The following is a 17,593-nucleotide window of genomic DNA, read 5'->3' as shown; positions in this document are numbered from 1 at the left end:
GGGCTTCGGATTGTGCGGCTTCGAAGCGCAGGAGAGCGCGTCATCTCGCCCCGAGCGGGTGCCAGGGGTCAGTCGTCCCCGTAGCGCTGCAGCAGCCGCGCCATCTCCACGGCCACGCGGGCCGCGTCGCGCGCCTTCTCCTCCTGCCGCGCCACCGCCTGCGAGAGGTTCTCCACGGTCAGAATGGCGTTGGCGATCGGGATGTGGTGGTCCAGCGCGACGCGGGTGATGCCCGCGGCCGACTCATTGCACACCAGCTCGAAGTGGTAGGTCTCGCCGCGGATCACGCAGCCCAGCGCGACCAGCGCATCGAAGCGGCCGCTCTCCGCCATCGCCTGCAGCGCCAGCGGCACCTCCAGTGCCCCCGGTACCTGCTCCAGCGCCACGTCCGCGTCCGCCACGCCCAGCGCCTGCAGTTCTGCGCGGCACGCCGCCGCGAGCGCATCGGTGATACCCTGGTTGAAGCGCGCCTGCACGATGCCGATGCGCAGCCCCCGGCCGTCCAGCGCCGGTCCCTCGCCCTTGTGGGCTCCCATCATGATGTCGATCCTTCCATCGTTGCGGGGCTGAGAAACCCCACGACCTCCAGCCCATAGCCGGTCATGCTCGGCATGCGGCGCGGCGGGCCCAGCAGCTGCATGCGGTGCACCCCGCAGTCGCGCAGGATCTGCGCGCCCACGCCGTACGTGCGCAGGTCCATGCGCCCGCGCTCGGGCGCCTGCGACGCGCGCGCCGTGCCCTCGAACTGCGCGAGCAACTGCTCGCCCGACTCGCCGGCGTTGAGCAGCACGGCCACCCCGCACCCCGTCTGCTGCAGGTGGCGCAGCGCCGCTTCCAGGCTCCACGAGTGCATGCGCCGGCCCACCTCGAGCGCGTCCAGCACGGACAGGGGCTCGTGTACCCGGACCGGCACCACCGCATCGGCCGCCCAGGTGCCGACGACCAGCGCGAGGTGCACCCCGCCGCTGGTGCGGTCGCGGTATGCGTGCGCGGTGAACGGGCCGAACGCGGTGGACAGCGGCCGGCTCGCGACGCGCTGCACCAGGCTTTCGGTGCGGCTGCGGTACTCGATCAGGTCGGCGATCGTGCCGATCTTGAGCCCGTGGCGCGCGGCGAAGCGCTGCAAATCCGGCAGCCGCGCCATCGTGCCATCGTCGTTCATGATCTCGCAAATCACCGCCGCCGGCGTGCAGCCCGCCATCGCCGCCAGGTCGCAGCCCGCCTCCGTGTGGCCGGCGCGCATCAGCACGCCGCCGTCCACCGCCTGCAGCGGAAAGACGTGGCCGGGCTGCACCAGATCGTCGGGCTTGGCGTCGGGCGCGACGGCGACGCGGATCGTGTGCGCGCGGTCGGCGGCCGAGATGCCGGTGGTGACGCCTTCCGCCGCCTCGATCGAGACGGTGAAGGCCGTGCCCATCTTCGTGCCATTGCGCGGCACCATCGGCGGCAGGCGCAACTGCTCGCAACGCTCGCGCGTCAGCGTCAGGCAGATCAGCCCGCGGCCGTACTTGGCCATGAAATTGATCGCCTCGGGCGTGACGTGGTCGGCCGCGAGGACGAGGTCGCCCTCGTTTTCGCGGTCCTCCTCGTCCACGAGGATGACCATGCGGCCGGCGCGCAGCTCGGCGACGATGATCTCGACGGGGGAAATCGGGGCCACGGCGTCGGCCGCGGCGGGGGAGGGGGCGGTGCTCATCGTGGACTATCCCGGGGGAGGCGGCGACCCCCGTGCGCGCGGGGCGCGACGGGGGTCAGCGGTCGGCCGTCGGCGCGGCCGCGAGCGACAGCATGCGCTCGACGTAACGCGCAATCATATCCACCTCGAGGTTCACCCGGGCGCCGACGCCGAGCATCCCCAGCGCCGTGTGTTGCATCGTGTGCGGGATCAGGTTGATGCTGACCTCGCAGCCGTCCGTGCGGTCCTCGACCGCGTTGACCGTGAGGCTGACGCCATTGACCGTGATCGAGCCCTTGTACGCGAGATACCGGGCCAGCGCCGGCGGTGCCAGCACGCGCAGGTTCCACGATTCGCCCACCGGCGCGAGCCGCGTGACCGTGCCGACGCCGTCCACGTGGCCGCTGACGATGTGCCCGCCGAGCCGATCCTGAGGGCGCATCGCCTTCTCCAGGTTCACGGGGCCGGGGCGGTCCAGCCCCGCGGTGCGTGCCAGCGACTCGGCCGAGACGTCCACCGTGAACGCACCGACCGGCACGTCGAGCGTGGTCACGGTCATGCACGCCCCGTTGATCGCGATGCTGTCCCCTGGCGACACGTCGTTCAAGTAGCCCGCAGGCGCGTCCACCGTGAGGCGAACGCCGTGGCGTTCGTCCGCGCCGAGCGCGGCAACCGCGGTGATCTGGCCAATGGCCGTAACGATGCCGGTAAACATACCGCCATCGTACCCGAGGCCGGACCGGCTTTTCGGGCTACTGTCGCCAACAGTCCTGCACGTTGCCCCGGCTGACGCCTCGGTTACCCAAATGATCGATGGTCATCGTGCCACACCGATCGTTGGCCTGAATGCCTTGCGGAACGCCTCGTATGGTGTAGGTGGTGGCGGTGGGCTGATTGGCCGCAAATTGGTAGGTGTAGAACGGGGCCGTTTCGTTCACGCAAGCCAGCTGCGGCAGGGCGATATTGGCGTACGTCATGCGCAACGTCCGCTCCCGCTCCATGAACTGGGACAACTCGAGCAGGCACGCCTGGGCGGATGTGCGTCGGCCCGTGCGTACGTGCTCGGTGTAGTTGGGATAGGCGATGCTCGCCAACACCCCAATGATCACCACGACGATCATGATCTCGATGAGCGTAACCCCTTGCTGTCGGTGGATCGACATGATGTGTGTGCTCCGTGTGGGTGTGTCGATGGGGTTCATTGAACGACTTCGCGCCAAGCGGTTCGGCAGCTGAAGTTCGCGACGCGGGTGCGCTCACCACTGGCGTTGATCTGCGTGGCCAGCGCCGTGCAGCTGCCCGCGCGCAGCCGCTCGGGCGGATTGTTTCCGCCGCCCCCAATGGGTCCGCCATTGTTGGGATCGAGCTGGTCGGCGGGGACACTCATTGCAGCATCCGAGCCCAGCACATTCCCCGTCGCCGTGCTGTTGACGAAACGGGGTTGTCCGCCAATCGTGACCGTATCGTTGTCGAAATTTTTATCGCGATTGACGTCCACGTACCCGAAGTCCAGGTTCACGCCCCAGAACGGGTCGATGCGGTTTGCGTATCCACGCAGGCTGGGGATGCAGGGGTCGGTGCTGGGAATGAGGGAGCGGGCCTCCAGAACCATTTTTTGACTGTAGACGATCTCGGGTTGTACGACGAAGCGCTCGCCAACTTGGGTGTTGAAATCGATGACCCATCCCTTGTAGGTGGGCCCAATCTGGCTTTGCTGTTGAGGGGTCAAGGGGTTGCCAAAAACCCGTACATCCACACCGTTGTAGGTGGTGTCCACGGGCGAGGGTCGGCTGACCAACTGGGCCCGGGTGAGTGGTGTGACCGCCGCTCCATCGTCGACGATGGCATAGAGGCTTTGCACTTGTGTGTTGGACGGATCCGTGGCCTGGAAGTACGACCCGGTGCCGAAGAAGACGAACAACTTGCCCGCCAGCGCATTGCCCACGCTGGGGGGCGCGTAGGCCCAAGTGGGTGCCGCGGTGATGGGTTGCGCCAGGCCGCCTGTTCCGGGGGCGACGGCGGTAAAGAGCGGCAATGGCTGCGCAGTGGTACCGAGCGCCACCTTCCAGTTACTGGAGTTGTCCGACGACAGGTCGAACTTCCACAGATTGCCTCTGAGATCGCCAGCGTAGACCGTGTCTACCAAACCGTCGTTGTTCTTGTCGAGCGCGGTCGGTGTGCTCAGGCCGTTGGCCACGCCGATGCCGGTGTCGATCTTGCGGATCGTCTGTCCCGTGACCGCATCGATCACGAACAGCATTGCCTTGCCGTTGGGGCTGTTGTAGCCGTTGCCGGTGATCACGACCGGGCGGGCCGAGCCCGAGCCGCCGGCCACCAGCGCCTGGATCGGCTTGCCCAAAATGTGCCCCATGTCCGCATCGTCGTCGATGCGCTCCCACAGCACGTCCGCGGTGCCGAACGCGCGCGGCGTGCGGATGTTGAGACCGAGCAGACCACGCGCGCCACGCCCCGTGGCGGCCACCAGCGGCAGGACGTCTCGGCCGTTGACGGAGACGATGCGTGGCGCGATCGAGATGGCTCCGTCGACGAAGAAGCGGTGTTGGTAGGTGGGCGACGCGAGGGAGGGCAGCGCGCCCAGCAGCGCGCGCGGGATGTATGCGAACAACTCGGTGCCCGTGCGCGCGTCGAATGCGTGCAGCATGCCGTCGTTGGCACCGACGTACAGCACCCCGCCATCGCTGTGCGGGTAGTAAACCGGTTCCGAGTGCACGATATCGCCCAGCAAAGACGTGCGGTTGCGCAGCGTACCACCGCGCGAGACTTCACCCGAGCGGTCACCGCGGATGTAGTTGACGATGGCTTCCGACTGCACCAGTGTCCGCTCCGCGCTGGGCAGCGCCGACCAGCGGAAGGCCACCCCGCTGCCCGAGCTGGTGCGGGTGTAGATTTGCCGCGCTGCGTGATCGGGCAGCTTTTGCGAGGCCGCCCAGACCTGCTCGCCGGTGCCAGCAGTCACGGACGGGCGAAGCGCGCGCAACTCCCCGCGCCAGTCCGTGGTGTCGTACTCGGTCTTGAAAAACAGCGCGGAGTCGCTGAAGCGCCGCGTGTTCGAAACCACCCCAGTGTTGGAGGTGTTGCGGTTCGCGATTTCGTTGAGGGCGGCACGGAAGGCGGATTCGAGCACCTCGGGCGACCGCGCGCTGGCAAACGTGCCGCGGCTGTTGACCGCGGCGTGCAATAGATCGTCCAGCCGCGTCGGGACCGACGCGGTGTTCGGGCTGTTGGTTTGCGGATCAGGCCAGTTGATCGTGGCCCCCGAGTCGATGGCGGCGAACGCCGCGTCGGGGTCCACCGTCATGCCGTCGAGCCCCAGCGCAATGGTCATCGTGACCATGTGCTGCCAAAACGCCGGGTTTTTCTGTGTCGGGGTGATATTGTTCGTCAGATTGGGCCGCAGGTCGTTTTTCCAGTAGTGCATCGCGATGTCGGCCAGCGTGTTGCTGTACGAATCGCGGAAGGGGCTGCGCGCCGTGTACGTGTAGGTTCGCCCTCCAGGGCCCGTGATGGTGGGGCCGCTGGTGCCGTCATTGTTGGCACGGGCGGCGGCGGTTTCCGCTTCCGCTAGGTTCCAATACCCATCGGTCATCAGGATGGCGTACGAGCGGCGGCAGGTCGCTTCGGTGCCACCAGCCACCCCGGGAGTGGAGCTCCACGGTCCCCGGTCGTCGCTGCGCATGTAGTACTGGCCGATCGCGTCGAGCGCTTTGCGCAGTGGTGTCCCGCTTTGCGGGATGGGCCGGCGATAGAGTTGATCGAAGAAATTGGTTCGGTCGCTGCCAGTAAACGACCGCACACCAGAAACGACCGCGTAATGGTTGACGCCATCTACGTTGGATGCGCTTTTGTTGATAGCGGCAAAGCCCACGCGCACGTTGCTGCCCAGTGTGGCGAAAACACGGCCTGCTCCGGCGCGCGTAGCGAGAATGCGTGATCGGTAATATGTGTACCAGTTGGCGAAATTCTGTATCTCCTGTTGATACGTGCAGACGCCGTTGTTGCAATCCGTTCGTTTTTCTCGGCCGTCGCCGCTGTAGGTGCTAATGGTGGGTCGAATTTCTACGCGTGTGTAAGAATTGATATTCCAAGCATCGCCGCCGTTGTAGCGAAAGTAAACGGCCGGCCAGTACGTTAAATCGGATTGGTTTTGTGTGCCGCTGCAACTGGTGGCGCTGGTACAAGTGACCCAGCGTGCCCTTTCGGTGAGCTGCGCGTTCAGCTTGCGGCAGCCCGGATTGGTTCCGGAGACCGGCGTCGGGTTGTTAGGCGCGCATGAGGGGTCGGCATTGGGCATACGCGATCCATCCACGTTGGACCACGGCAAATACGTAATGGAAGGATCGTAGTACAGCGAATTCAGCTGCGGGCTGCGCAGCTTCGCACCGTAGGGGTTGGTCGGCGCAAACGACGGTATCCGGTCACCGTAGACGCCCCCGGTTCCATAAACTTGCCCATTGGGTGGGTAGAGATAATATGTTTGTTGCAAGATGAGGGATTCCGGCATGACTTCGAACTGCATCGAGCCCGAGTCGTCCAGAATCAGCATGATATTGGGGTCGACCGCCGTCAATACATTGAGCGGTACCGTCGGGATATTGATGGTTTGCGCAGATACCGCGTTGCATTGCAGTGCGATGATCGTGCACGCGGCCAATGTGCGGGTGGTGCGATTCGGGTTCATGGTGTTTTCCCTGGGGCAATTAGGGGATCAAAGACCGTTGCACAACCCCGCCGAGCGGGGGCTTCCTCTCCTTTTCGTCGCCTGGATGCCTCTTTTTTGAGCAGCTTGCGCGGTGTTTTCCCTGTTTGCCCCACCCCAGGCGGGGCTCTGTTGGGCCTTTCGCCCGCTTCTGCCCTCACGCGGGCGCACTGGCCCCCTGTGTCTGCAGCCGCATGAGCTTGCGGTGAGCTTTGAGCAGGTTGAAGCCGATCGCTGCCCAGCACATCTGCGCCTGCACCTTCGCCCGCCCGAAGTAGCGCGCACGATCCAGATGGAAGCGCCGCTTCATCGTGCCGAAGCACTGCTCGACCTTGTAGCGCACAGTGCCGATCAGGCGGTTCAAGGCTTTGAGCACCGCATCGAGCGGGTGCCCCCGCGTGGCCTTGTGCTGGATGAAGTCAGTGATACCACGCTCACGCAGATACTGCCGGTTGGCAGCACTCGCGTAGCCTTTATCGGCAAGCACCCCATCGGGCGTGGCGCCAGTGGCGGCGATGTGGGCTTCGATGATTTGGGGCAGCTTGTTCACTTCGGCCTCGTTGGCCGGGTGGACTTCGACGTGTTGCACATAGCCGTCTTCGGTGTCCGTGGTGGCGTAGCCACGGTAGCCGTGATAGGACTGCTTGCCTTTCTTGAGCCAGCGCGCATCCGCATCGGCGCTGGTCGTGATTTGTGGTTCCTCTTCGCTGACCTCGATGGTCACGCGCGGACGGGCAGCACTTTCGATGATGGTGGCATCCACGATCGCGCCCGTGCTGCCCTGGACCTTGACGCCGATGGCTTCGAGCTGGCGGTTGATGCTGCAAAGCAGCCGCTGATCGAGCTTGGCTTGCACCAAGCGGTTGCGAAAGCGACAGATGGTGCTGGCATCGGGCATCTCCCCGGCCGAGGGGTCGAAGCCACAGAAGACCATGAAGTCGATGCGTACCTTGAGCGCCCGCTCCAGTTCCGCATCCGACAGCCCATGCCACTGACCCAAGAGCATGAGCTTGAACATCGACAGCGGCGCATACGGCTCGGGGCCGCCACCGCGGGTGAGCTCGCGCCGGTACAGGCCCTTGAGCTGCGCGCCGATCGCCTTCCAATCGATGAGCTGGTGCAGCTTGTAGGTCGGCGTGTCTTCGATCAGGGGGCGTGCGCCCAGCAGGAAGAAGCTCTCGGTGGTCATGCTCTGGCGGCAGCGGCTGTCCGATACCGGTATTGGACATCACCCTGCACGCGCAGCCATCGGGGGATGTACCAGTTATGCAACGGTCTCGATCATGAGGTAGATCGATTCCGTGTCAGCCCGGCCTTGATTGGCGGGGCCACGCGCCCGCGTGTTGACGATAAAGACCATGCAATCGGGCTCCTGGGCGCTCAGGCCGTAATTGGGGTTGTTCAGAAAGCGATTGCACTTGGCGTAAAAGCTGCTTTCCCGGCAGTCGGCGATGGAATTGGCGTTGCGGTTATTGCAGCGCACCACGCTGTCAGCGGCCAGTTGAATCGCACCTGCTGGTGTCGCCACCGCCTTATTGGGTAGCGTACGCTGCAGCACGCAGCGTTGCGCGTCGAATCCCTGCCCGTCGAGGCTGGCGATGCACTCGTCGATGCGGGCGAACTCCATGTCCGCCGCTTCGCTGGCAAGCCAGAACAGCTCCTGCCGCTCACGCGACACGCCGGTGCTGCGCTCTTGGTCGATCGCGACTTTGATGGTACCCACTCCGAGGATGGTGACCAGCAACAGCACCATCATGGCGACGATGAGAGCGGCCCCCCTTTCGGAGGCCGGGGGGCGCAAGCCGTGGGAATGCGTCATGTCAATTCCTCCGCGCGACGGTGAGGTTGAGCCCGCGGCAGCCGTTGAGGGCGTTGCTGTTGACGTTCAGTCGCGAGGCACCGAGGAGTTGCACCGACTGGGGGTTGCCGGCGTTATCCGGCTGGAAAGTGAGCGGGCATACGTCGGTGCCGTACTCCTCGCGCGTGACAACAGATGCACCGTTTTGCGTGACGGCGCGCGCCAGGAAAATGCTGCAGCGGTTGGCCGAGCAGTCGCGCGCCGCGTCGTTGCTGCCATAAATCCAAAGACGCTCCTCGATGACGGCGAGACGGTGACGAGAGGTGGGCGACACGTTCGGTGAGTTGGCCAGCACGATATCGTTTCCGTTGACGTTGGTGACGTTGGTTCGAACGGCGCGCTCGGTCGTGTCGCAGACGAGCACGTCAGTGTTTCGATAGCCGCTGGCGTCGTTGAACGCCGCGGGGATGGCAGCAAGGGTCGCCGTATTGCCGTTGACGGTTACGTCGGCGACGGTGTCCGGGTTGGCGTAACGCACGAGAACCGCGGATTCGATGCGCATGGCGTTGTTCAACCCCGTGAAAGGCGCAGGCAGCGCGGGGTTGGGGCCAAACACTTCGATGGTTTGACCGTTGGCCGCCAGGTTGGCGCGTGTGCCGCATGGGGAATAGCCGGCGCTGCGGATGTCGCGCGCGACGAGTTCGGTGATCAGCCGCGTCACATCCTCGTTGCGCGCGGTGTTGACGGTTTGGGTGCTGGACTCGCGTACGCCAATCGCGTACCCCGCAACGGCGAGGATCATCACGGAGGCGATGGCCAAGGCGACGAGCAACTCGACGAGCGAGAAGCCGCGGCCACGCGGACGCGCCAGTGGTGTGATGCGCGTGCACTTGCGGGTGTCGTGTGTGGACATTTTGTGCGGTCTCGAAGGCAATGTTTAGAACGCGATGGTCGATTGCAACGAGGTCTGGCGGGGATTGCGCGCGTTGGCGCTACGGTCGTTGCTGCCGCCTTCGTCGTTCCATTCGACGGTTGCGGTGCATTCGGTGACGGTACGAGCTGGGTTGCCACGCTGCACTGTTTGGCATGTGATGGTGCCGCACACGCCGTCATTGTCGGCGTTGGCACCGATCGTTTGTTTCAGGCTGGCCAACCATTGTGTGGCGGGCGTGTTGGCGGCCTGCGGCACGGCACAGGTTCGTGCAAGGTTGAAGGGGGCCAACGCGTTTTGAATGCTTTGCCCGACCGGCCGATTGTCGACCGCGGCTTGCATCGATTCAAATAGACTGTGGATGTTGAGTACCGCCTGTTGGCGCTGCTGGCTGCTGTAGGCGTTGCGCAGTGTTTTGGCCTGCAGCGCAGCCATTCCGACTATGCCGATGGCCACAAGGAGCACGGCCACCATGGTTTCGATGAGGGTGGAGCCGCGTTGATGCGAGAAAGTGTGGATGGGATACATGGCTGATCAGGGGCAATTGCCGTTGACGACCTCGATGCGGGCTGGCGTGACGCACACCGATCGCGCAGCGGCCCCGGTGGTCACGGTCCAGGTGGGGCGGGTGCCGGGCGCGAGACCGCTGCGTGGGAAGCCATCGCCCCGATAGGTAATACAGGACAGACCGTTGTTTGGCGGGACGTTGCTCTGCACGTTGATGTCGTTGCGCAAAGTTTCTTGTTTGATATCGGGCGGGGCGGTATTGACGGTGCGCACCAAATACACGTTGTTGACGGTGCAGAATTCGACGCCATTGTTACGGCGCAGGGCCTCTTGCCGCGCCAAGCGCAGCCCGCTGGCCAATTCATTGGCGGTTGCGTCGACGCGCCAACGCTGCACCAATGGCCGGAGATTGGGGCCGGCGATGGCGGCGATGATGGCCAAAATGGCAACGACGACCATGACCTCGACGAGGGTCAGACCGACTGAGCGAGCGCGACGGTGATGAACGGATTGCGGCATGCGGACAGAATACACGGACACTCGGCGGTACCACGTACCGCCCGACGAGTGTGTATGCCTGGGAGGATGAACGGTGCTGCGTGTCTTGGGCCACGTGCGGCGTTGGCGGGGATAACGCTGGTCGAGATCCTCGCCATCACAGCGCTGGTGGCGATCCTCGTCTGCAGCGCGGCGGGGATGCTGCAATCGCTGTGGCGGCGATGGGCTTTGCAGCAAGCGGCGCAGCTGTGGGTCAGCGATATGAATGCCGCGCGCTATCATGCGGTGGCCAAGTCCCTGTTGGTCACGGTGTGTCCCAGTGTGGACGGGCAGCGCTGCGCCCCCGAGCAGGGGTGGTCCGTCGGGTGGATCGTGTTCGAGGACGGCGATGGGGATGGGCGGCGCTCGGTGCCTCACGAGGTGTTGTTGCGCCAGCGGCCCGCCTCGCGCGTGTGGGCACGCAGTCAGTTGCGCGGTGCTGTGACGGTTGGTCGGTACGTCATGTATACCCCGCAGGGCCGGTCGCGGCTACACACAGGCGCTTTTCAGGCGGGCAGTCTGGTTGCGTGTGACGATTCGGGGCGTTTTGGCATGCGTTTGGTAATGAATGCTGCGGGGCGTTGGCGACAGGAGGCGTTGAGTGCGGGCGAGTGCAGCTGAGCTCGGTGGCCGTCGCGCGCCAACGATGGCGCTGTTGGTGCGGGTTTGGTGTTGGATGTTTGCGGCGACGCTGGCATTGGCGGCGTGGCATTCGACACCGTGGGCACCGGCAGCTTGGGTTGGACACGCTTTGGGTGCGATTGCTGCCGGGAGTGCCGCGGTGGTGGTGTGGTGTCTTGCCCGTCGTTACCCAGCCCCGGTGGGCGTGGTGCTTGCCACTGTCGCGGCGGTGATGATGGCCCCGTTGGGGCATGCCTGGATGGTAGCGTACCGGGTACCGCCCGGTACAGACCCGTTGCGGCACACGGCGTGGGTGCTGATGTGGCTGGCGATGGCGGCTTTATGGGAGGCTTGGCAGCGGCAGCGCCTGTTGCCGGCCTTGGTCAACGCCCGTCTGCAAGCGCTGCACGCGCGCATGCAACCGCACTTTTTGTTCAACAGCCTCAACAGTGTGCTGGCGCTGATCCGTCGCGACCCTGAGCGCGCGGAGACTTTGTTGGAGGATTTGGCCGAGTTGTATCGCGCGCTGTTGAAGGAGCCGCGCCATCAAGTCACGTTGGCTGAGGAGCTTGCGTTGGCGCGGTCGTACTTGGCGGTGGAGCAAGCGCGGCTGGGGGAGCGTTTGGCGGTGCAGTGGCGGGTGGACGCCGCCCCGATGGATGCGCTGCTGCCTTCGCTGACGCTGCAACCCCTCGTCGAAAACGCCGTGGTCCACGGCGTGGAACCACGCTTGCGCGGTGGGTGTGTGACGGTGGAGGCGTTTGCTGACGCGTCACAGCTCGTGCTGTTTGTGCGCAACCCCATCGTGGATGCCGATCGCCCGGCGGCGCAGGGCCATGGCATCGCCCTGAACAACCTGCGGGAGCGGCTCGCGCTGCACCATGGCGCGTCGGCACGGTTGCGGGTATACGAGTCAGATGGCGAGTTTGTCGCGCAAGTCAGCGTGCCTCTGAAACGAAAGGCGGCTACCGAGCCGTCGACGCTCAACGACGCACCTCGTCGATCAGGGTCCTGAAGGCGTCGACGTCCTCGAAGCTGCGGTAGACGCTGGCAAAACGCACGTAGGCCACCTGGTCGAGCTGGTGTAGCTCCTCCATGACCCACTCGCCCAGCCGCTGCGAGGGCACCTCGCGCGTCGGTTCGGCGAGGAGCTTTTCCTCGATGCGCGCGATGGCGGCGTCGATCTGCGCCGTGGCGATGGGGCGCTTGCGCAGCGCCAGCGCGATGCTGGCGCGCAGTTTCGCCGGGTCGTAGTCGACGCGCCGGCCGTCCTTCTTGACCACCTGCGGGAACGTGACCTCCGGCCGCTCATAGGTGGTGAAGCGCCGCTCGCAGCCACCGCAGCGGCGGCGCCGGCGCACGAAGGCCCCGTCGTCGGACTCGCGCGTCTCAACCACCTGGGTGTCGCCGTGTCCGCAGAAGGGGCACTTCATGGCGTCTCAGCCGTAGACGGGGAAGCGCGCCGTCAGCTCCGCCACCTGCGCGCGCACCCGCTCGATCGTGGTCGGGTTGCGCGGATCGTCGAGCACGTCGGCGATCAGGTGTGCGGTCTGGCGCGCCTCCGCCTCGCCGAACCCGCGCGTGGTCATCGCGGGCGTGCCCAGGCGGATGCCGCTGGTGACCATCGGCTTTTCCGGGTCGTTGGGGATGGCGTTTTTGTTGACGGTGATGTGCGCCTGGCCGAGCACCGCCTCGGCCTCCTTACCGGTGATGCCCTTGGCGCGCAGGTCGACGAGCATCACGTGGCTTTCGGTGCGGCCGCTCACGATGCGCAGGCCGCGCGCCTGCAGCGTCTCGGCCATCGCCTGCGCGTTGCGGACGACTTGCTGCTGGTAGGTCTTGAACGCGGGCGACAGCGCCTCTTTGAACGCGACGGCCTTGGCGGCGATGACGTGCATCAGCGGCCCACCCTGCAGGCCGGGGAAGACCGCGCTGTTGATGGCCTTTTCGTGCTCGGCCTTCATCAGGATGATGCCGCCGCGCGGGCCGCGCAGGCTCTTGTGCGTCGTGGAGGTGACGACGTCGGCGTGCGGCACCGGGTTCGGGTAGACGCCCGCCGCGATCAGGCCGGCGTAGTGCGCCATGTCCACCATGAAGATGGCGCCGATTTCGCGCGCGACGCGGGCGAAGCGCTCGAAGTCGATGCGCAGGCTGTAGGCGCTCGCCCCGGCGATGATCAGTTTGGGCCGGTGCGCGCGCGCCTTGGCCTCCATCGCGTCGTAGTCGATCTCCTCTCGGTCGTTGAGGCCGTAGCTGATGACGTTGAACCACTTGCCCGACATGTTCAGCGCCATGCCGTGCGTGAGGTGGCCGCCTTCGGCCAGGCTCATGCCCATGATGGTGTCGCCAGGCTTGAGGAACGCAAGAAACACCGCCTCGTTGGCGCTGGCGCCGCAGTGCGGCTGGACGTTGGCCGCCTCGGCCCCGAAGAGCTGCTTGACGCGGTCGATCGCGAGCTGCTCGGCCACGTCCACGTGCTCGCAGCCACCATAGTAGCGCCGCCCGGGATAGCCTTCGGCGTATTTGTTGGTCAGCTGCGTGCCCTGCGCGGCCATCACGGCCGGCGAGGCGTAGTTTTCGCTGGCGATGAGTTCGATGTGGGCTTCCTGGCGGCGGTTTTCGGCCTGGATCGCGGCCCACAGTTCGGGGTCGGTTTGCTCGATGAGGATGTTGCGGTCGAACATGGCGGTCCTGTCGGGGTCGGTTGGACCCGCGGTGCCGGATACCGGCACCCCGGGCGGCCCAGGCGAACGGCACACGCGCCGCGGACCGGTCCACGGCAGCCGCGCGCTCCCCCGTGGTGTGTCCACGTCGGCCGCCGGCGGGGCGCACCGCGCCCGCCGCCGCGCCTATCGCCAGTTGCGCGCGCGCCCTATTCTATCAAGAGGCCTGCGGGCCCGCGGCCGGGGCGCGCGGCGCCGCGTCTGCCTCGAGGGCACTGCCCCTGTCATCACGCGACGCGCCAGGAACCGTTGGCGTCACCGGCACCGCTGGCGGCAGTATGCCTTCGGGCAGCGGCATCGCCGCCTGGAACGGCACACGCTGGCCGCCGTGCACGCGCTTGAGCCGCTCGTACTCCGACAGCACCTTGACGATGTAGTCCGCGCCATCGCTCGTGACGGCGCCGACGTACAGCCGCAGCCCGCCCGGGATCGAGCCGGCGCGGCGCACCGCGTCCTGCAGGATCGCGGCGCCCACGCGCAGGTTGCTCAGCGGGTCGAACACCGCGAGGGTGCCGCCCAGCGCCTCGAACTTGTCGGCGTGGACGCGCGTGTGCACCTGCATCAGCCCGTGCGCACCCCACGGGCTGGCGGCGAAGGGGTTGAAGCGCGATTCGATCGCCATGACCGCGAGGATGAGCGCGGGGTCGAGCCGCAGCTGCGGCCCGAGCTGGTACGCCTCTGCGACGAGAGCGCCGATCGGCTCGCTGGCGACCCGGTATTTGCGCGCCAGCCACTGCGCCACGCGCGCCTGTTCCGGCGGCAGGGCCTGAAGGTCGGCGGCTAGCACGCGGTCGCTGATGTCCTCGTTCCCGTCGGTGACGAGGGACACGGCGTCGGCGACGTCATCCGCGGTCCAGCCCGCCACCAGCGCCCGCTGCACGTCGGCGCGCAGTTCCGGGTGGGCGGCCAACAGCGCCAGCGTCGCCAGCGTCGCCAAGCCGACCAAGGCCATGCCATGCCGCGCGGCGGCCCAGATCCGGGCCGCGACGCGCGCAGGTGCGAGACGCGATGGCGCGCGGGCCGCCGCGGGCACGTCGACCGGGAGCATCTCCCGGGTGTCGATGCACGGGGTCATGCGCACACTCCTTTCTCTCAACAAGACCCGCGTCCCGATCCACCAGGCGCCGACGCAGCGGCGCGCCATCGGTGGTGAACGCGGGGCCAGCGGCCCGACCCGCCCTGCGGGGCGGTGGGGCGCTGGCGACCCAATCACAGAGGTCCCGGTGTGGCGCCCTCGTGGCGCCGGTGGGGGCGGGCGATGCGCCCGTCCGGCCGGGATTCGGGTTTTACCGAATGAACGGGCGCGATGGTAGGGTGATCGTCATGACTGGTCAATACTTAGAAACCGATGTTTTATTCTTTTTGGGAATGTAATCCATCACCGGTTGCGCCGCGCCCCGGTGTGCCCCGTGCAATCGACCGTGGGTGAGGGATCGAAAAAAATCAACCCGTGGCCTCGGGGATAGGGGTACAGTGAAACCGTCGCATCGCGGTCTGCATGCCAAAGGCACCCGCGTCGCGACGGGCCCGCCGGGGCGGTGCACGTTCCGGCTTGGTTCTGACAATGGAAGCAATCCCTTGCTTCCGGCGGCGTGCGACGACACTCTCCACGTCGCCACGGTCGGCACGGTGCAACCCCGTGCCAGGGCCCCGACGGGTGCAGCCTGTCGGGGCCTTCATCGTTTTTTATAGATCCGGTATGAATAAGTTTTGCCTCCCCCGCAGCGTTCTGTGCCTGTGAGGAAAGCTGGGGACTCTGGACAAAACCGTGCCGGAGCAATAGGGGCCGGCCACGTGGTCGGCGAGCGCGCTCAGGCCCCGGTGGCGCGGCGGCGCACCTCCGCCAGATAGGCCTGCCCGTCGGGCGGGCGGCCGTTCACCTGGCTCTCCCACAGCATGCGGCCGAGGCACTCCATCACCTCGTGGTGCGCCGCGTGCAGCGAGCCACGGCGCGCGGCGAGCAGCTCCACCGCCTGCCGGATGCCCGGGGGCTGGTCGATCGAGCATTGTTCACTGATGCTCAGATGCATCGACAGGTGCAGAAACGGGTTGTCCCGCGCCGGGTCGACGTCCGTCATCGAGCGCAGCGCGGCCTCCAGGTCGGCGAGCGCGCCGTGGTACTCCGGGTGGCGCAGCATCCATTCGTAGGCGAGCGTCTCCAGCGGCTCGAGCGGCAGGCCCCGCTGCCCCTTGTCGAACGCCCCGCAGAAAAAGCGCCGCACGTCGGCTTGCGAAGGAGTGAACATGACGTGATTGTGCGCGATGTCGCCGGTTCGACAAGCCGACGCCGGCGGCGGCGCCACGCTGCCGGTACAGTCGCGGGCATGAAAACCTTCGAATCGATCGACGCGCTGGAAGCGGCCGTGGGCAGCGAGGTGGCGCTGACCGACTGGATGCCCATCACACAGGATCGCATCAACCGTTTCGCCGACGCCACCGACGACCACCAATGGATCCACGTCGACGCCGAGCGGGCGGCGCAGGGGCCGTTCGGGCGCACGATCGCGCACGGGTTCCTGACGCTGTCGCTGCTGCCCAAGTGGATGGGCGAGGCGGTGCAGGTGCGCGGGGTGCGCATGGCCATCAACTACGGCACGGATCGCGTACGCTTCACCGCTCCGGTGCGCGAGGGCAGCCGCGTGCGTGCGCGTTTCGTGCTGCAGTCGCTGCAGCGCCTCGCCCCCGCCGTTGCGCACCTGTGCTGGCGCGCGACCGTCGAGATCGAGGGCGAGGACAAACCGGCCTGCGTGGCGGACTTCCTGGTGCGTTACTACGCCTGATCGGGGGCGGCCGGCGTGGCGCCAGCGAAGCCGAGTTGGCGCCACGCCTCGAACGCCACCACCGCCACGGCGTTGGAGAGGTTGAGGCTGCGCTGGCCCGGCCGCATCGGCAGCCGCAGGCGCTGCGCCGGGGCGAACCACGCCAGCACCGTCGGGTCGAGTCCGCGCGATTCGCTGCCGAAAACGAACCAGTCCCCCGCCGCGAACGACGTGGCGAAGGCGTTGCGCGTCCCCCGCGTGGTCAGCGCGAAGGTGCGCGCCGGCGAGGGTCGCTCGCTCGCCACCAATTCCGTCCATGAGGTGTGCCGCCGCACCGTGGCGTACTCGTGGTAGTCGAGCCCGGCACGGCGCAGCAGTTTGTCTTCCATCGAAAACCCGAGCGGCTCGACGAGGTGCAGCGTGCAGCCGGTGTTGGCGCACAGGCGGATCACGTTGCCGGTGTTGGGTGGGATTTCCGGCGCGACGAGGACGATGTGGAACATGGGGCGCGCATTATTCCACCCCGCTATCCGGCGGTGGCGTGCGCGCGACGACCAGCGCGCTGACCGCGCGGGCCCCCGCCGCGCGCAGCGCCCACGTCGCGGCGCGCAGCGTTGTGCCGGTGGTCATGACGTCGTCGACCACCAGCACGTGCCGGCCGCGCACGCGTGCCGCTGCTACGGGGGAAACGCGGATCAGGTGGTGCATCTGCTGACGGCGGGCCGAGGCGTCCAGGTGGTGCAAGATCGGGGCGTCGGGGTTGCGCGCCAGCAGCGTCGGCTCGCCCGGTGGCGTGGCGGTGAGCCGGGCCAGCGCTCGCATCAGCACCCACGACTGGTTGTACCCGCGCTCGGCCAGTCGGGCTGGTGCCAGCGGGATGGGCGTCCAGAGATCCGCCTCGGCCAATCGCGTGCGCAGGGTGGGGTCGTCCAGCCACAGCGCCGCAAGCGTCCGCGCGAGGCCGGGCGCGCCGCGCGACTTCAGCGCCCGGATCCATGCGTCCCATGGGTAGGCGTAATCGACACGGGCGAGCACGGCGGTCCACGGCGGCGGGTCGCGGGTGCAGCCGTCGCACCGCGCCACCCCTACCGGGACCGGCCGCGCGCACCCGGGGCAGCGGGGCAACAGGGGCGCGAGGTCCCGCCGGCATTGCGGGCACAGCGGACCGTCGGGCCAGGCGCCGCAGACCTCGCAGAGAGCCGGCAACGCGCGCCCCAGCGCACGCACCATACCCCGCCACGCGGCGCGTGGCCGTTGCCATCCCTTCAACCCCGGTCGCCCCATCGGTTTTGCGGGCCCGGACGCATCGTGGGCCCACCCTCACT

General features: G+C 66.9%; 19 protein-coding genes. 3 read left to right on the top strand and 16 right to left on the bottom strand.

Annotation, left to right across the window (positions count from 1 at the left end; genetic code table 11):
* Positions 1–68 precede the first annotated feature (68 nt).
* The 10 genes from ribH to LCC91_RS08570 all read right to left on the bottom strand — a co-directional run bounded on the left by ribH (position 69) and on the right by LCC91_RS08570 (position 10,147).
* Positions 69–539, bottom strand: coding sequence for a 6,7-dimethyl-8-ribityllumazine synthase (gene ribH / locus LCC91_RS08620; RefSeq protein ID WP_043698510.1), 471 nt, complete (start codon positions 537–539; stop codon positions 69–71).
* The gene (ribBA, locus tag LCC91_RS08615; protein WP_043698513.1) at positions 536–1,696 is read right to left on the bottom strand and encodes a bifunctional 3,4-dihydroxy-2-butanone-4-phosphate synthase/GTP cyclohydrolase II; all 1,161 of its coding nucleotides are present in this window, start codon (positions 1,694–1,696) and stop codon (positions 536–538) included. Before ribBA ends, ribH begins: the two co-directional genes overlap by 4 nt.
* 55 nt (positions 1,697–1,751) lie before the next feature.
* Positions 1,752–2,390, bottom strand: coding sequence for a riboflavin synthase (locus LCC91_RS08610; RefSeq protein ID WP_043698516.1), 639 nt, complete (start codon positions 2,388–2,390; stop codon positions 1,752–1,754).
* A 37-nt stretch (positions 2,391–2,427) separates the two neighbouring features.
* Positions 2,428–2,877, bottom strand: coding sequence for a type IV pilin protein (locus LCC91_RS08605; RefSeq protein ID WP_318010111.1), 450 nt, complete (start codon positions 2,875–2,877; stop codon positions 2,428–2,430).
* Positions 2,874–6,374 (bottom strand): pilus assembly protein, encoded by a 3,501-nt coding sequence (locus LCC91_RS08595; RefSeq protein ID WP_052231353.1) that lies wholly within the window; start codon positions 6,372–6,374, stop codon positions 2,874–2,876. Before LCC91_RS08595 ends, LCC91_RS08605 begins: the two co-directional genes overlap by 4 nt.
* Before the next feature lie 175 nt (positions 6,375–6,549).
* Complete coding sequence (locus LCC91_RS08590; RefSeq protein WP_143898648.1) at positions 6,550–7,581, bottom strand: IS5 family transposase; 1,032 nt, start codon at positions 7,579–7,581, stop codon at positions 6,550–6,552.
* Between the two features lie 75 nt (positions 7,582–7,656).
* Positions 7,657–8,211, bottom strand: coding sequence for a pilus assembly PilX family protein (locus LCC91_RS08585; RefSeq protein WP_143898302.1), 555 nt, complete (start codon positions 8,209–8,211; stop codon positions 7,657–7,659).
* Between the two features lies 1 nt (position 8,212).
* On the bottom strand, positions 8,213–9,103 hold the full coding sequence (locus LCC91_RS08580; protein ID WP_043698524.1) for a PilW family protein: 891 nt from the start codon (positions 9,101–9,103) through the stop codon (positions 8,213–8,215).
* A gap of 24 nt (positions 9,104–9,127) precedes the next feature.
* The gene (locus LCC91_RS08575; protein ID WP_052231354.1) at positions 9,128–9,649 is read right to left on the bottom strand and encodes a type IV pilus modification PilV family protein; all 522 of its coding nucleotides are present in this window, start codon (positions 9,647–9,649) and stop codon (positions 9,128–9,130) included.
* 6 nt (positions 9,650–9,655) lie between these two features.
* The gene (locus tag LCC91_RS08570) at positions 9,656–10,147 is read right to left on the bottom strand and encodes a GspH/FimT family pseudopilin (RefSeq protein ID WP_082007434.1); all 492 of its coding nucleotides are present in this window, start codon (positions 10,145–10,147) and stop codon (positions 9,656–9,658) included.
* A gap of 66 nt (positions 10,148–10,213) precedes the next feature.
* On the opposite strand from LCC91_RS08570, the gene LCC91_RS08565 reads away from it, so the two are divergent.
* Both LCC91_RS08565 and LCC91_RS08560 read left to right on the top strand, forming a co-directional pair.
* A complete protein-coding gene (locus LCC91_RS08565; protein ID WP_224440893.1) occupies positions 10,214–10,786 on the top strand; it encodes a GspH/FimT family pseudopilin in 573 nt (190 codons plus the stop codon).
* A gap of 208 nt (positions 10,787–10,994) precedes the next feature.
* Positions 10,995–11,801 carry a sensor histidine kinase gene (locus tag LCC91_RS08560; protein WP_185974915.1) on the top strand — a complete coding sequence of 269 codons (807 nt, stop codon included), beginning with the start codon at positions 10,995–10,997 and terminating at the stop codon, positions 11,799–11,801.
* Here the strand turns inward: LCC91_RS08560 and nrdR are convergent.
* The 4 genes from nrdR to LCC91_RS08540 all read right to left on the bottom strand — a co-directional run bounded on the left by nrdR (position 11,770) and on the right by LCC91_RS08540 (position 15,755).
* Positions 11,770–12,219, bottom strand: coding sequence for a transcriptional regulator NrdR (nrdR, locus tag LCC91_RS08555; protein ID WP_043698533.1), 450 nt, complete (start codon positions 12,217–12,219; stop codon positions 11,770–11,772). The genes LCC91_RS08560 and nrdR overlap by 32 nt on opposite strands.
* A gap of 6 nt (positions 12,220–12,225) precedes the next feature.
* Positions 12,226–13,470, bottom strand: coding sequence for a serine hydroxymethyltransferase (glyA, locus tag LCC91_RS08550; RefSeq protein WP_043698537.1), 1,245 nt, complete (start codon positions 13,468–13,470; stop codon positions 12,226–12,228).
* A gap of 196 nt (positions 13,471–13,666) precedes the next feature.
* Positions 13,667–14,584 carry a transglycosylase SLT domain-containing protein gene (locus LCC91_RS08545; RefSeq protein WP_052231356.1) on the bottom strand — a complete coding sequence of 306 codons (918 nt, stop codon included), beginning with the start codon at positions 14,582–14,584 and terminating at the stop codon, positions 13,667–13,669.
* A 736-nt stretch (positions 14,585–15,320) separates the two neighbouring features.
* Positions 15,321–15,755 (bottom strand): DUF1841 family protein, encoded by a 435-nt coding sequence (locus LCC91_RS08540; RefSeq protein WP_043698540.1) that lies wholly within the window; start codon positions 15,753–15,755, stop codon positions 15,321–15,323.
* A 78-nt stretch (positions 15,756–15,833) separates the two neighbouring features.
* On the opposite strand from LCC91_RS08540, the gene LCC91_RS08535 reads away from it, so the two are divergent.
* On the top strand, positions 15,834–16,289 hold the full coding sequence (locus LCC91_RS08535) for a MaoC family dehydratase (RefSeq protein ID WP_043698543.1): 456 nt from the start codon (positions 15,834–15,836) through the stop codon (positions 16,287–16,289).
* Here LCC91_RS08535 and LCC91_RS08530 read toward each other — a convergent pair.
* Positions 16,280–16,771 (bottom strand): tRNA (cytidine(34)-2'-O)-methyltransferase, encoded by a 492-nt coding sequence (locus tag LCC91_RS08530; protein WP_043698546.1) that lies wholly within the window; start codon positions 16,769–16,771, stop codon positions 16,280–16,282. The genes LCC91_RS08535 and LCC91_RS08530 overlap by 10 nt on opposite strands.
* Positions 16,772–16,781: 10 nt before the next feature.
* The gene (locus tag LCC91_RS08525) at positions 16,782–17,303 is read right to left on the bottom strand and encodes a ComF family protein (RefSeq protein ID WP_161936826.1); all 522 of its coding nucleotides are present in this window, start codon (positions 17,301–17,303) and stop codon (positions 16,782–16,784) included.
* Between the last annotated feature and the right edge of the window lie 290 nt (positions 17,304–17,593).

It is taken from the genome of Tepidimonas taiwanensis, from assembly GCF_020162115.1.
In the GTDB taxonomy this organism is placed as follows: Bacteria; Pseudomonadota; Gammaproteobacteria; order Burkholderiales; family Burkholderiaceae_C; genus Tepidimonas; species Tepidimonas taiwanensis.
Note: the sequence above shows the minus strand (reverse complement) of the source record. Positions and strands in the feature narration are given on the sequence as shown.